The organism is Cupriavidus sp. HY129, assembly GCF_059492215.1.
This window is the reverse complement of the sequence record NZ_CP083254.1, coordinates 1,101,979-1,115,005: the sequence shown is the minus strand read 5'-3', so window position 1 is coordinate 1,115,005 and position 13,027 is coordinate 1,101,979. Positions and strand designations below refer to the sequence as shown.

At 65.5% G+C, this 13,027-nt stretch carries 14 protein-coding genes; 7 read left to right on the top strand and 7 right to left on the bottom strand.

The features are described from left to right. Positions 1-7: 7 nt before the first annotated feature. Positions 8-595, bottom strand: coding sequence for a malonic semialdehyde reductase (locus K6G35_RS05170; protein ID WP_008649321.1), 588 nt, complete (start codon positions 593-595; stop codon positions 8-10). Between the two features lie 87 nt (positions 596-682). Beyond that, entirely contained in the window at positions 683-1,621 is a 939-nt protein-coding gene (locus K6G35_RS05165; protein WP_495676164.1) for a DMT family transporter, read from the bottom strand. A gap of 150 nt (positions 1,622-1,771) precedes the next feature. Here K6G35_RS05165 and K6G35_RS05160 point away from each other — a divergent pair, with 150 nt between their 5' ends. Both K6G35_RS05160 and K6G35_RS05155 read left to right on the top strand, forming a co-directional pair. After that, complete coding sequence (locus K6G35_RS05160) at positions 1,772-2,203, top strand: DUF1841 family protein (protein ID WP_008649323.1); 432 nt, start codon at positions 1,772-1,774, stop codon at positions 2,201-2,203. A gap of 156 nt (positions 2,204-2,359) precedes the next feature. Next, complete coding sequence (locus tag K6G35_RS05155) at positions 2,360-3,661, top strand: phospholipase A (protein ID WP_495676163.1); 1,302 nt, start codon at positions 2,360-2,362, stop codon at positions 3,659-3,661. Here the strand turns inward: K6G35_RS05155 and K6G35_RS05150 are convergent. Both K6G35_RS05150 and grpE read right to left on the bottom strand, forming a co-directional pair. Beyond that, positions 3,650-4,054 (bottom strand): thioredoxin family protein, encoded by a 405-nt coding sequence (locus K6G35_RS05150; RefSeq protein WP_008649325.1) that lies wholly within the window; start codon positions 4,052-4,054, stop codon positions 3,650-3,652. The genes K6G35_RS05155 and K6G35_RS05150 overlap by 12 nt on opposite strands. Positions 4,055-4,132: 78 nt before the next feature. Further along, the gene (gene grpE / locus K6G35_RS05145) at positions 4,133-4,675 is read right to left on the bottom strand and encodes a nucleotide exchange factor GrpE (protein ID WP_008649326.1); all 543 of its coding nucleotides are present in this window, start codon (positions 4,673-4,675) and stop codon (positions 4,133-4,135) included. 284 nt (positions 4,676-4,959) lie between these two features. Between grpE and K6G35_RS05140 the strand changes: the two genes are divergently transcribed. Beyond that, complete coding sequence (locus K6G35_RS05140) at positions 4,960-5,115, top strand: hypothetical protein (protein WP_008649327.1); 156 nt, start codon at positions 4,960-4,962, stop codon at positions 5,113-5,115. A gap of 52 nt (positions 5,116-5,167) precedes the next feature. Here the strand turns inward: K6G35_RS05140 and K6G35_RS05135 are convergent, their stop codons facing one another. The 3 genes from K6G35_RS05135 to hrcA all read right to left on the bottom strand — a co-directional run bounded on the left by K6G35_RS05135 (position 5,168) and on the right by hrcA (position 7,875). Then, complete coding sequence (locus K6G35_RS05135; protein WP_008649328.1) at positions 5,168-5,563, bottom strand: RNA-binding S4 domain-containing protein; 396 nt, start codon at positions 5,561-5,563, stop codon at positions 5,168-5,170. Positions 5,564-5,602: 39 nt separating this feature from the next. Then, the gene (gene hemH, locus K6G35_RS05130) at positions 5,603-6,718 is read right to left on the bottom strand and encodes a ferrochelatase (protein WP_008649329.1); all 1,116 of its coding nucleotides are present in this window, start codon (positions 6,716-6,718) and stop codon (positions 5,603-5,605) included. A 110-nt stretch (positions 6,719-6,828) separates the two neighbouring features. After that, entirely contained in the window at positions 6,829-7,875 is a 1,047-nt protein-coding gene (gene hrcA, locus K6G35_RS05125) for a heat-inducible transcriptional repressor HrcA (protein ID WP_008649330.1), read from the bottom strand. A gap of 100 nt (positions 7,876-7,975) precedes the next feature. Between hrcA and K6G35_RS05120 the strand changes: the two genes are divergently transcribed. The 4 genes from K6G35_RS05120 to mprA all read left to right on the top strand — a co-directional run bounded on the left by K6G35_RS05120 (position 7,976) and on the right by mprA (position 12,963). After that, positions 7,976-8,893, top strand: coding sequence for an NAD kinase (locus K6G35_RS05120; RefSeq protein ID WP_008649331.1), 918 nt, complete (start codon positions 7,976-7,978; stop codon positions 8,891-8,893). Between the two features lie 98 nt (positions 8,894-8,991). After that, positions 8,992-10,761, top strand: a complete 1,770-nt coding sequence (gene recN / locus K6G35_RS05115) for a DNA repair protein RecN (protein ID WP_286879983.1) — start codon at positions 8,992-8,994, stop codon at positions 10,759-10,761. Between the two features lie 36 nt (positions 10,762-10,797). Next, positions 10,798-11,223: a hypothetical protein gene (locus K6G35_RS05110; RefSeq protein WP_008649333.1), complete on the top strand. Its 426-nt coding sequence runs from the start codon at positions 10,798-10,800 to the stop codon at positions 11,221-11,223. Between the two features lie 99 nt (positions 11,224-11,322). Then, positions 11,323-12,963, top strand: coding sequence for an MprA protease, GlyGly-CTERM protein-sorting domain-containing form (gene mprA / locus K6G35_RS05105; protein WP_035881769.1), 1,641 nt, complete (start codon positions 11,323-11,325; stop codon positions 12,961-12,963). Positions 12,964-13,027 lie beyond the last annotated feature (64 nt).

Below are 13,027 nucleotides of genomic sequence, written 5' to 3'. Positions count from 1 at the left end.
CGGCGCATCAGACGATGCGGCAGGCTTCGTCGAACGTCAGGCGCGGACCACGCGGGAACAGCTTGTCAGCCTCGCCATAGCCCAGATTCACCAGGAAGTTGACCGCCCACTTGCCGTCGGGGAAGAACGTGGCGTTGAGCTTGTCGGCATCGAAACCGGCCATCGGGCCGCAGTCCAGGCCCAGTGCGCGGGCGGCCAGGATGAAGTAGCCACCTTGCAGCGAGCTGTTCATCAGCGCGTCGCGGGCAATCTTCTCGTCGTTGCCGGCATACCACGAGCGCGCATCGGCGTGGGGGAACAGCTTCGGCAGTTGGTCGTGGAAGTTGCGGTCGAACGCGATGATCGCGGTCACCGGCGCCGAGCGGGTCTTGTCGGCATTGCCAGCCGATACGCACTCGACCAGGCGGGCCTTCTCGGCCGCCGACTTCACGAACACGATGCGTGCCGGCGAGCCATTTGCGGCGGTCGGACCGAATTTCATCGCTTCGTAGATCTGCTTCAGCAGCGCATCATCCACATGCTTGTCTTGCCACACGTTGTGGGTGCGGGCTTCAGTGAACAATTGTGCAAGGACTGCCTGATCGACGGATTTCATTGCGCGTTTTCCGGGTTTTGGGATGAAAGAAAGCGCGATTGTACCCAAGCGTCCGCCGTGCGCCCACAAGCGCTTTGACGAACCCGTTCAATTCCGTTCGTCGGAGGTCTTCAGTGGGGGCGTACCGCTGGCCCGGCGTGTCAGCCAGAGCACTCCGGCGAGGATCAACCCGCCCCCGACGGCCTGGGTCCGGCCGATGTGTTCGCCAAGCAACACGGCGGCCAGCACTACGGTCACCACAGGCTCCAGCGTCGACAGCATCGATGCCTTGGAGGCCCCAAGCCGCTGCAGTCCGGCGAAGAACGTCAGGATCGCGAGCACGGTGGATACCAGCGCGATGGCCACCAACGCCAGCCAGCCACCTGCGCTGGCCGGAAACTGCGGCGGCACGCCAGCCCCCGCGCGCAAGAACCCGAGCGTCACATAGACCAGTGCCGCCGCCGTACAGATCACCGTGGTCGTGGCGATGGCATTGACGCCGGCAGTCACGCGCGCACCCACCACGATATAGATCGAATAGATCACCGCCGCGGCCACCCCAAGGGCGATGCCTAGCGAACTGCCCTCGCCTCCCCCCACGGTCAAACCCGCGCCCACCGAGCAGAGCACCAGCGCGATCACCGTGGAAGTGGTCAGGTGCTCCTTCAGGAAGACGGCGGCAAGGATCGTCACGAACAGCGGATAGAGATACAGCAGCAGCGCCACCAGGCTGGCCTGCGCGTAGTTCAACGCCGTGAAAAAACAGTACGACTGGCTGACATAACCGATGCCACCCATCGCCGCCAGCGCCAGCACGCGGCGCCACGGCGGCAGGCTGATCCCCCTGGCACGCATCACAAAGCCCATCGCAATCGCGGCCAGCAGGAAGCGCACGGCCAGCAGGCCATAGACGTCCGCCCCCGCTGCATAGGCAAAGCGCGCGAAGATGGCCATGGCGCCGAAGGCGCTGGCGGAGAGCGCGATCAGCAACACGCCCGCGAGCTTGTCGCGGGCGTGGCCCATGGTGCCGGTGGCGGATGCAGTCATCGGTGGCGAATCTGAAAAATGGCAGTGGCTGAGGTTTGTTCGCGATAGTTTGTCAGCGTACTGAACGACGGCGAACAAACTTCCGCATTCTACTAATGCGCGGGGCGCCGTCGGCAGAGCCGCGACCGCTGCACTACAATAGCGGCCATCATGTTCAATCCCTCAAGAGAAGAAGTCCGCCGGTTCTTCTGCGAAGCCTGGCAGAAGCGCGTCGCGGGCAACGTCCTCACGCCGCTTGAAGCGATCGCGGTCGACTGGATCGACCAGCATCCCGAGTACCAGTCTCTGCTGACCGATACCGAAGCCGCGCTAGCGCGCGACTACACACCGGAAGGCGGCCAGACCAACCCGTTCCTGCACTTGGCGATGCATCTGTCGATCTCCGAACAGGTCTCGATCGACCAGCCGCCCGGCATCCGCGCCGCCTACGAGGCATTGAGCCGCCGGCTCGATTCGCCGCACGAGGCCCAGCACCAGATCATGGAAGCGCTCGGCCAGATGCTCTGGAACGCGCAGCGCAATGGCATGCCGCCGGACGGGCAGGCCTACGTGGACGATATCCGACGCCGGGCCGCCGGCTGATCCGCACCCACCCGGTTTGGCCACGCCCCGTGGCTAACCATTCGTCACATGCCGCACGCGCCACACATGGTACGCTTGCGGGCATCGCAACTCTTGTCGCGTCCACGTCACCGGAGTGCTGTCGATATCCCGCCGGTGCGGCGCTCATTGCTCCCGATGCCACGTTACGTGTCAGGCCGTGTTGCACTTCCACGCACGGCCTTCCGCCTGCTGTTGCCTACGCTGGCCTCGTCGGCCGTCCTGTTCCACGCCACGCCAGCCGATGCCGCGGTATCCGTGTTGCAGCCACCGCGTGTCGTTGATGCCACTCAGCCGCTCACCCTGACCCTGCTGATCACCGGGGATCGGGACACGCGCCGCTATGCCGTGCCCGACACCCTCGAGGTGTCAGCCTCGGGAGACCTTGTGGCGCCGGCACCCATCACGCTCAGGCGTATCGGCAAGGGGCCAACCATCCTGAATCTGCGGCAAGGCGAGCACCAGACCGTCAGCTTCCGTGGGGAATGGCCTGCGACATTGCGTGGAGTGGTCCGCCTGGACATCTCCGGGATCGACGCCGCGCCGGTCCTGATCACGCTGAACCAGGCGCCGGGCGCAAACCCGGCCACCGTTACTGCGCCAGTGGTCGCCGGCACACCGGCCGAACCCAAAGCGGCCGGCGCGCCTGTCAGCGTCGGCCAGGTCACCCCGGTCGTATCGGCCGAGAATGTCCCCGCATCCACTCCGGCGCCAGCCGATCTGCGTGATGCGCAACGGCTTTCCTTCAACGAGCCGATGTACATCATGTTCGGCGCGCACGACGGGGCCAACGCCAAGTTCCAGCTCAGCTTCAAATTCCGGATCTACGAGGGCAAGGACCCGGCGTCGAAGCGCTTCATCGACAACCTCTACTTCGCCTACACGCAGTTCTCGCTATGGGACCTGCACAGCGCCTCGAAGCCGTTCGAGGACACCAACTATCGCCCTAGCCTGTATTACTACCTGTCCGACACGGGCGTGAAGAACAGCGTGATCAGCCGGCTGTCGATCGCTTCGGGCTTCGAGCACGAGTCGAATGGCCGGGCCGGCGCCGATTCACGCAGCATCAACACGCTGTTCCTCAAGCCGACGATGTACTTTGGCGACCAGAACGACTGGCACTGGCGCGTGGCGCCCAAGGTCTATGCGTACCTGGAGAAAAGCGAGAATGAGGACATCGCGCACTATCGCGGCTACATGGACCTGAACCTGGCCTATGGGAAGCCCGATTCGTGGGAATTCGCCGCCACGCTGCGCAAGGGCACGCGGCAGATGTACGGCAGCGTCGACGCGCAGGCCTCGTACCCGCTCTCTCGCCTGATTCCGGGCACGGCTGGCTACCTGATGCTGGGCTACTTCTATGGCTATGGCGAAAGCCTGCTCAACTACAACCAGAAGACGCCCTGGCAGATCCGCCTGGGTTACGCGCTATCCCGCTAGCGGCTTGCCGCTGGCCTTGAGCCGCGCATTGCCCACGGCCGCCGAGAACTGCCCATGGCCGTGCCAGCCCGTGGCGCGGCCGAGCTTCTTACCCTTGTGGAAGAACATGAACACGGGGATACCATGCAGGCCGAAGCGCCGCCCCAGCTCGGGATGGGCATAGACATTGGCATGCAGCCAGTGCAGGTCGAGCGCGCGAATCGGTTCGGGATTGGCCAGGATCGCCTTCTTGGCCATCTCGCAGTTGAAGCAGTCCACACCCCAGAAGAACACGCAGACCAGATCGTCGCCAGCATTGGCGATCGCCGCGTCGATGTTCTCGCCATCGACTTCGGCCATATCGAGCGCCTCGAACGCGCGGTGATCGAGGTGCGGCTCGTTTCCTTCGGACATTTCGATCCCTCCTGAAACGACAACGCCCGGTGCCAATGGCCCGGGCGTTTCGTACTGCCGTATGCCGACGACTCGCGCTCAGCGCGGCGCCGAGACGGTCACCAGCGCCGGGCGCAGCACGCGGTCGGCAATCATGTAGCCGCGTTGCAGCACGTTGACCACGGTGTTCGGTTCCTGCTCGGACGGCACCATCGAGATGGCCTGGTGGCGATGCGGGTCGAACTTCTCGCCCACCGGGTTCACTTCGACAATGCGGCCACGTTCGAACGCGGCGGTCAGTTGGCGCGCGGTCAGTTCCACACCTTCGCGCAGCTTGCCGAGGTCACCGGTACCGTCGGCCAGCGCGGCCTGCAGGCTGTCCATCACGGGCACGAGGTTATCGGCAAAGCTCTCGATGGCGAACTTGTGAGCCTTGGCCACTTCGTCCTGCGAACGGCGGCGGATATTCTCGCCCTCCGCCGTGGCGCGCAGGAACATGTCGTAGTGTTCCTTGGCCTTGGCTTCCAGTTCGGCCACCTGTTGCGTCAGGCGGACCACCTCGTCGGCACCGGCTTCCGGCGTGCGGGCGGCGTCCTCGGCTGCCTGCGTATTGGGGGTTGGCGTCTGGTTCTGTTCTTCCATGTCGATTCGTATCAAAACAAAAGCACGGCCCGCTCTGGCGGCAGGCCATCGGGTGAGTCGGGTGTCAAACCGGCAAGTCTAGCTGCACTTGGTGTCAGTCCCCGATTTTTCAAGTGTGGAGGTTCAGAGACGCGGAAATACGTCGTTACAAAGCCTTGCTCGATGAAATCGAGCCGTCATTGCTTTGCTGCATCGCACACACTAAGATTCACTTAATAAAAAATGTCAAAAATAACGGGAGCAGAGAGGTGGATCATTTTGGTGCATCCTTCGGAAGGTTCGCCATGCACAAGCTGCCAGTCGTTGCCCTTTGCCTGATTGCCGCGCTCTCGGCCATGACGGTCTTCATCTGCCTGTCCGACACGGTTGCCCCGCGCGACACCGAGTATGGCAGCGGCAAGGCCGTATTCAAGCATTACCTCGTCCAGTACGTCCGCTAACCCGCTACATTACGGCCAGCCGGAGTGCCCCGCCCCCGGCTGGCTGCAACCGTCACCCCTTGAAGTCGTCGATTCTGCGCCGGTCGCGCTTCGTCGGTCGCCCGTGCATCTGCGCCGCCGGCTCGTGCTGGAAGCGCCGCCGTTCCGCGTCTGTCTGTCGCCCGGCCTGACTTTCCTCGGTCTCCGCATAGAGCGTCTGGGCGATCGGCGCCGGCCCGCGTGACGCGGCCACGCCCTTGACCACCACTTCCCAGCGCTGCTGATGCGCCTCCAGTATCACGGTGTCGCCCGGCTTGACCTCGCGCGAGTTCTTGCAGGGCTGCCCGTTGACACTCACGCGCCCCCGCTCCACCGCCTCGGCAGCCAGCGAGCGCGTCTTGAAGAAGCGCGCGCACCAGAGCCATTTGTCGATGCGCAGCCGCGCATCGGGTTCGAAATCGACTTGCATGATTACCGTCCGTTACTGCCCGTGACCGCCGTCACAGGCTCAGGCTCCCGCGCCGCGCGCCTGAGCGCGGGAGCGTCTTGCTTCCAGTTCGTGGGGATGTGGAACATTGAGCGGCCACCCCTGCAGATGCTGCAACGCAATATCCGCCAATCCGGCGATCCAGGCCTCGGCATCGTTGAGGCACGGGATGAAATGGAAATCCTGGCCGCCGGCCACGCGGAATTCCGACTGCCCCTCCATCGCGATCTCCTCGAGCGTCTCGATGCAGTCGGCGGGAAAGCCGGGACAGAACACGTCCACGCGCTGCGTCCCGACCTTGCCCAGTTCGGCCAGCGTCGGCGCTGTATAGGGCTGCAACCACTCCGCCTTGCCAAAACGAGACTGAAACGTCACCTGATACTGGCCGGGCTGCAAGCCCAGCGCCTCGCCGAGCAGACGACCGGTCTTCAGACACTCGCAGTGATAGGGATCACCGAGGTCCAGCAACCGGCGCGGAAGGCCGTGGAACGACAGGATCAGCTTGTCACCGCGCGCGAAATCCGGCTTGCCATGCTGGGCCCAATAGCCGCCCACCTGCTTGTGCAGCGCAGAGATATACGCCGGGTGATCGTGGAAATGCTTGATCAGCCGTAACTCGGGCTGGTTGCGCCACGCCGACAGGACACGAAATGCCTCGTCGAAGGCGGTGGCCGTGGTCGTGCCGGAGAACTGCGGATACAGCGGCAGCAACAGGATCTGTTCGGTACCCTGCCGGCGCAGCGCTTCCATGACCGATTCGATCGACGGATTGCCATAGCGCATCGCGCAGGCCACCGTTACGTCGTGACCTTGCTGCTGCATCAACAGTTGCAGCGCATGAGCCTGACGCTCTGTATACACAAGTAGCGGCGACCCGGTCATATGCGCCTCGCGCAGCCAGATCGACTCGTACTTCATGGCCGACGCCCGCGAGCGGAACGGCAGGATCAGCCCGTGCAGGATCGGCAGCCAGGCCAGGCGCGGGATCTCTACCACGCGCGGGTCGGACAGGAACGCCTTCAGGTAGCGCCCCACCGCCTTAGGCGTGGGCGCGTCCGGGGTGCCGAGGTTGATCAGCAGGATCGCGGTGCGCGGCGGCTGGCCGTGCTGGTGTGCCGGTTCAGGCGAAAACGTCATAGGGTTTCCGTTGGGACTGCCGGGGGCGCTGGCGAATCAGGGGCCGGCCGCAAGCCGTTGCAGGCGGCCGACTCAGGACAGACACGTCCACCGTGTCAATAGTTCGTGGCTCAGCTCTGGCTGAGCGCGCTGGACAGGAGCCGCGCGGTGATATCGACGATCGGGATCACCCGTTCGTAGGCCATCCGCGTGGGGCCGATCACGCCCAAGGTGCCAACGATCTGGCCATCCACCCCGTATGGCGCGGTGATCACGGCCATGTCCTCGATCGGCACAAGCTGGCTTTCGCCGCCGATGAAGATCTGCACGCCCTGCGCGTGACTCGACACATCGAGCAGCTGCAGCAGGCTCGTCTTGTGCTCGAACACGTCGAACAGGCGACGCAGCTTGTCCATGCTCGACGACAGGTCTTCCACTTCCAGCAGCTTGCGCTCGCCTGAGATGAACACCTGCTCGTTGTCCTCGGCCATCGCGCTGCTGCCCGCCTCGACCGCCGCCTGCATCAGCGCGGACATGTCGCGGCGCAGGTCCTGCAACTCCACGCGCAGGTGGTCGCGCACGGCGTCGAAACTCATGCCCGCATAGTGCGAGTTGAAGAAATTCGCCGCCTCGATGAGCTGGCCCGGCGTGTACGCCAGGTCGGTCTGGATGATCCGATTCTGCACATCCCCTTCCGGGCTGACGATGATCAGCAGGATGCGCTTGTCAGACAACCGCATGAATTCCACCTGCCGGAACGATTGCGCGCGCCGTGGCGTCATCACCACGCCGGCGAAATGAGAAAGATTCGAAAGCGTATGCGCCGCCGCCGTGATCATCCGCTGCGGCCCGAACTGCTGGCCACCCAGTTGACCCTGGATCTGGCCAGTCAGCTCAGCCAGTTCGGCACTGAACTCCGGCGCGCGCTCCAGCGGGCGCGCCGTCAGCATTGTGTCGACGAACAGCCGGTACCCGCGCGGCGTGGGGATTCGGCCAGCCGAGGTATGTGGGCTGGCGATGAAACCCATCTCCTCGAGGTCCGACATCACGTTGCGGATGGTGGCCGGCGAGAGATCAAGCCCCGAGAACTTCGACAGGGTGCGCGAGCCCACGGGCTGCCCCTCGACGATGTATCGCTCGATCAGGGTCTTGAGAAGCTTTTTTGAACGTTCGTCCATGATGCCCCGATTTTAATCAAACTTTGGCGGTTCAGGCGTCACCTGGAGCGGCGGCGGCCCAGTGCTGACAACGATCATGCCGGTATGGTCTAATCCCGGCATGTCTGCCCCCCACAAGACCGGCGCCGCGCGCCCCCCGTTCAAGACTGTAGCCCTGGTGGGCCGACACTCGACCGCTGGCATCGAAGGTCCGCTGGAAGAGCTCGCATCTTGCATCTCCCGTAACGGACAGGATGTGGTGTTCGAACGCGAAACCGCAATGGCTACCGGGCTGACAGGTTATCCGGTGCTGACCCCCGACGAGATCGGCCGCGAAGCCGATGTGGCGGTGGTGCTGGGCGGCGACGGCACGCTGCTCGGGCTGGCCCGCCAGCTGGCCGGGCACGATGTGCCCGTGATCGGCGTCAACCACGGCCGACTGGGCTTCATGACCGACATCCCGCTCGATGCCATCTCCACGGCACTGCCAGAGATGCTGTCCGGCCGGTACGAGGCCGAAACCCGGATGCTGCTGGAGTCGCGCGTGATCCGCGACGACTCGGTGATTTTCTCCGCGCTGGCGTTCAACGATGTGGTGGTGAACCGCTCGGGGATCTCCGGCATGGTCGAACTGGCGGTCTCGGTCGACGGCTATTTCATGTACAACCAGCGTTCGGACGGCCTGATCGTCTCCACGCCGACCGGCTCCACCGCCTACGCGCTGGCAGCGGGGGGCCCGATCCTGCACCCGACGCTGTCCGGTCTGGTGCTGGTGCCGATCGCGCCGCACGCGCTGTCGAACCGGCCCATCGTGCTGCCGTACGACGCCGAGGTCACGATCGAAGTGGCCAGCGCGCGCGATGTCAGCGTCAACTTCGACATGCAGGCGCTGGCCTCGCTGCTGCCCGGCGACCGCATCGTGGTACGCCGTTCGGCCAAGACCATCAACCTGCTGCACCCGGTGGGGTATAACTACTACGCCACACTGCGCAAGAAGCTGCACTGGCACGAGTATCCGACTGAAGACAACCGGCTCTGATCCACAGGCACCTCAACGTTCCGCCGTTATCCTCGTTACCCGCCCTTACCGCCCTTACCGCCCTTACCGCCCTTACCCGCCACCGCTCACCGCCCACGATGCTGCGCAGCCTATCGATCCGCGACTTCGTCATCGTCGACACGCTCGACCTCGACTTCTCCGCCGGCTTTACCGTCTTCACGGGTGAAACCGGCGCGGGCAAGTCGATCCTCATCGACGCGCTCGCCCTGGTGTTGGGCGAGCGGGCCGACGCAGGCGTGGTCCGCGAAGGCGCGGCACGTGCCAGCATCAGTGCCACCTTCCACACCCACCCAGCGCTGGATGCGTGGCTGGCCGAGCGCGAACTGTCGAGCGACATGGAAGACGACGACGGCGGCACCGTGCTGCTGCGCCGGACTGTCGACGCCAGCGGCCGCAGCAAGGCCTTCATCAATGGCGCCGCGGCAACGCTGGCGCAGTTGCGCGAGGTGGGCGACCAGCTCGTCGATATCCACGGCCAGCACGCGCACCAGTTGCTGCTGCGCCCGGATGCCCAACGCCAGTTGTTCGACGCCCACGCAGGCCTGACCGAACAATCCGCCGCCGTGGCCGAGGCCTGGCGTGTGTGGCGCGCCTGCGTCAAGCAACGCGAGGCGGTGGAGCACCAGTCGCGCGAGATGCAGCTCGAACGGGAGCGGCTCGAATGGCAGGTCGGCGAACTGGACAAGCTCGCGCCGCAGCCAGGTGAATGGGAAGAGATCCAGGGCGAATACAACCGCCTGTCGCACGCGGCGGGCCTGATCGACGGCGGCCGCGCCGCGCTCGACGCACTATCCGAATCGGACGGCGCAGTGACCTCCGTGCTCAACGGCGTGGTGCACCGACTCCAGCAACTGGCCGATGTCGACGCGGGCCTGCGCGACGTGCTGGCCGCGCTCGAGCCGGCGCTGGTGCAGGTCGAGGAAGCCGCGCACTCCCTGAACCGCTATGTCGACCGGCTCGAACTCGATCCGGAACGGCTGCAGGCCGTGGAAGAGCGCATGCAGGCGCTGCACGCCACCGCCCGCAAGTATCGTCTGCCGCCCGAACAGCTATCCGACGAGTTGCTGGCCCGCCGCCAGCAACTTGACGACCTCCAGGCCGCCCAGGACATCAACAAGGTGCTGGCGCGCGAAGCCGCGTCGCGCGCTGCCTACCTGACCCTCGCCCAGCATCTGTCGGGGGCGCGCAAGGTGGCAGCCGAAGCCTTGTCCGCCGCCGTTACCAATGCGATGCAGGGCCTGTCGATGGCCGGCGGCACGTTCGCCGTGGCATTGCATCCGCTAGAGGAAGGCCAGAGCCACGGGCTCGAGCAGATCGAGTTCCTGGTCGCGGGCCACGCCGGCGTGAGCCCCAGGCCGCTCGCCCGCGTGGCATCGGGTGGCGAACTGGCGCGGATCAGCCTGGCGATTTCGGTCATCACAAGCGAGGCGGCGCCCACGCCAACGCTGATCTTCGACGAAGTGGACACGGGTATCGGCGGCGCGGTAGCCGAGGTGGTCGGACGCCGCCTGCAGGAGCTCGGACGCTCGCGACAGGTACTCTGCGTCACGCACCTGCCACAGGTGGCGGCGCAGGCCGGGACCCACCTGCTGGTCAGCAAGGAAACCAGCAAGGATGACAAAAAGGCCGGAGGCGACAATGGCGGCCCGGTGACGCGATCACGCATCCGGACACTTGATACAGATGGTCGCGTCCAGGAAACCGCGCGTATGCTTGGGGGTACCACGGTCACTGCCACGACCATGCAACATGCCGAGGAAATGCTGGCGCAAGGCACCCAGGCGGCCCAGGCGGCCAACTCGCCGCGCGAAAGCAGTGGCAAGCGCCCGCGCCGCGCGGCCGGCTGATTCCGGCACGCCGAACCACACAGGAGTTTCAAACCGATGACCCATGGCAAGTCGCCATCGCTCCACCGCCGCGTCGTCGCGGCCACCTTTGCCGCGCTGGCTGTGACGGCAGTGTCGGGCTGCGCCTCGGAATCGAAGTCATTTGCGCCGCCGCGCGGCAGCATTACGGATGACCGTGCGATCGGGGACATCCTCGTCAAGTTCACGCCGCCGGATGTGACAACCTCGGAAGACGCCGGCAAGCTGCTGGCAGCGATCGAGGGGCCGGTGCGCTATGTGGTCAAACGCCCGATGTCAGGAGGGGTCTGGCTGGTCACCGCGATCACGAAATCCCCCGACATCACCGCCGACCAGGCAGTCGCCACGCTGCAGGCCGCGCCGCGCGTGGAATCGGCAACGCCCGACCGCATGTTGAAGCCGCACCGCTCCATGCCGGGTGGCCGCGACATGCCCCAGCAATAAGTATCAGCATCGCCTAATCTGAGAGCCGAGTACCTCAGCAGTTCGCATCGCCGGTTGCCTCGACAAGCTCTAGCCGACAAAGCCCCTTAAGGAGCGATGATGCCGTACAGGTTGCTGAAGTCCTGGCTCACGTCCGCCGCGCCAGCCGCGCTGGTTGTCATCGGCGCAGCCCTCGCCCACGCTCCTGCCGCCCATGCCGATACCGGCACGGCAGCGCGTACCGCCCCGGTCTACACCGGCAACTACATCGTGCGATGGCGCGACGGCAGCCAGACCGTCGATACCCCCACGGACACCACCCGGATGCGCCAGGTGGCCTCCAGCACGGGGCTCGGCCTGTCCGTCAAGCGTCCGATGTCCGGCGCGATGCAGTTGCTGACGGTAAAGGACAGTCGTGGCGACGATCCCGAAATTGTCGCAAAGCGGCTGCGCAACGACCCACGCATCGCCGACGCCGTGCCGGATCGCTGGCTGCGGTTGCATGACACCATTCCGAACGACCCCGAGTTCGCCACCAACCAGACGTATCTTGGCCCGCCATCGCAGGTAGTTGGCGGCGTCAACCTGCCGAAGGCGTGGGACCGCACGCGCGGCAGTAGCAGCGTCGTGATCGCGGTGGTCGACACCGGGTATCTGCCCCACCCCGATCTGGCCAGCCGGATAATCGCCGGCTACAACTTCGTATCGACGAACGGCGCGACGCGCAGCGGCGACGCCACGGACCCCGGTGACTACGTCCCATCCGGCGTCACCTGCCCGGACGGCTCCGCCGGCCCACAGGCCAGCACCTGGCACGGCACACGCGTGGCCGGCACGCTGGGCGCGTTGACCAACAACGGCCTCGGCATCGCCGGCGTGGACTGGTCGGCACGGATTCAGCCTGTGCGGGTATCGGGACGCTGCGGCGCGCTGCTGTCCGACACCGTCGACGGCATGCGCTGGGCCGGCGGCCTGAGCGTGCCAAATGTACCGGCCAACCCGACCCCGGCGCGGGTGATCAATATCAGCCTGGGTGGCGGCACGTGCTCGACGATTGAACAACAGGCAATCAACGATCTCAATGCAGCGGGCGTGGTGGTGGTGGCTGCCGCCGGCAACTCGGCCGGTGCCGTGGAAGCCCCCGCCGACTGCTCCGGCGTGGTCGCCGTGACCGCGCACGCGAACGATGGCGAGAACGCGAGCTACGCCAACTTCGGGACCCAGGTAACGCTGAGCGCGCCCGGCGGCGGCTGCGGCAACTCGAAGGTCGGCACCATCGCGGGTCAGCCAGTCTGCACGGCGGTGGGCGGCCAGTCATACATCCGGACGCTCTCGAACGATGGCGCGACGACCATCGGCAACTACACGATCGTCAGTTCTCAAGGCACGAGCTTCGCGACACCGATGGTGTCGGGCGTCGTCGCATTGATGTTCGCGGTGAATGGCGCACTGACGCCGGCCCAGGTCACGACTGCCCTGCAGAGTTCGGCACGCCCGCACCCGGCCAACACGTTCTGCACCACCGGCAGCAATGTCGGCAAATGTGGCGCCGGACTGCTGGATGCCGATGCCGCATTGGCGGCGGCGATTAGCGCGCCGGCCGGTTCCTCATCGACATCGACTGGCGGCAGTGGCTCCGGCAGCAGCGGGGGCGGGGGCGGTGGGGGCGGCGCGATGGTGCCGTGGAGCGCTGCCTTGTTGCTGGTGATGGGTGTGATGGGGTTCGCGATACGGAGGCGGGTGGGAGTGAAGCGGGCATAACCGCATAGCAGGCGCCTGCCCTTTGGCCCTGCCCCTTCCCGTTTCCTGCTAGCGGGGTCGGGGC

Bases quoted from the DNA above. Each gene is read 5' to 3' on its own strand.
- K6G35_RS05170 (WP_008649321.1), bottom strand. From the start codon at position 595: ATGAAATCCGTCGATCAGGCAGTCCTTGCACAATTGTTCACTGAAGCC.
- K6G35_RS05165 (WP_495676164.1), bottom strand. From the start codon at position 1,621: ATGACTGCATCCGCCACCGGCACCATGGGCCACGCCCGCGACAAGCTC.
- K6G35_RS05160 (WP_008649323.1), top strand. From the start codon at position 1,772: ATGTTCAATCCCTCAAGAGAAGAAGTCCGCCGGTTCTTCTGCGAAGCC.
- K6G35_RS05155 (WP_495676163.1), top strand. From the start codon at position 2,360: ATGCCACGTTACGTGTCAGGCCGTGTTGCACTTCCACGCACGGCCTTC.
- K6G35_RS05150 (WP_008649325.1), bottom strand. From the start codon at position 4,054: ATGTCCGAAGGAAACGAGCCGCACCTCGATCACCGCGCGTTCGAGGCG.
- grpE (WP_008649326.1), bottom strand. From the start codon at position 4,675: ATGGAAGAACAGAACCAGACGCCAACCCCCAATACGCAGGCAGCCGAG.
- K6G35_RS05140 (WP_008649327.1), top strand. From the start codon at position 4,960: ATGCACAAGCTGCCAGTCGTTGCCCTTTGCCTGATTGCCGCGCTCTCG.
- K6G35_RS05135 (WP_008649328.1), bottom strand. From the start codon at position 5,563: ATGCAAGTCGATTTCGAACCCGATGCGCGGCTGCGCATCGACAAATGG.
- hemH (WP_008649329.1), bottom strand. From the start codon at position 6,718: ATGACGTTTTCGCCTGAACCGGCACACCAGCACGGCCAGCCGCCGCGC.
- hrcA (WP_008649330.1), bottom strand. From the start codon at position 7,875: ATGGACGAACGTTCAAAAAAGCTTCTCAAGACCCTGATCGAGCGATAC.
- K6G35_RS05120 (WP_008649331.1), top strand. From the start codon at position 7,976: ATGTCTGCCCCCCACAAGACCGGCGCCGCGCGCCCCCCGTTCAAGACT.
- recN (WP_286879983.1), top strand. From the start codon at position 8,992: ATGCTGCGCAGCCTATCGATCCGCGACTTCGTCATCGTCGACACGCTC.
- K6G35_RS05110 (WP_008649333.1), top strand. From the start codon at position 10,798: ATGACCCATGGCAAGTCGCCATCGCTCCACCGCCGCGTCGTCGCGGCC.
- mprA (WP_035881769.1), top strand. From the start codon at position 11,323: ATGCCGTACAGGTTGCTGAAGTCCTGGCTCACGTCCGCCGCGCCAGCC.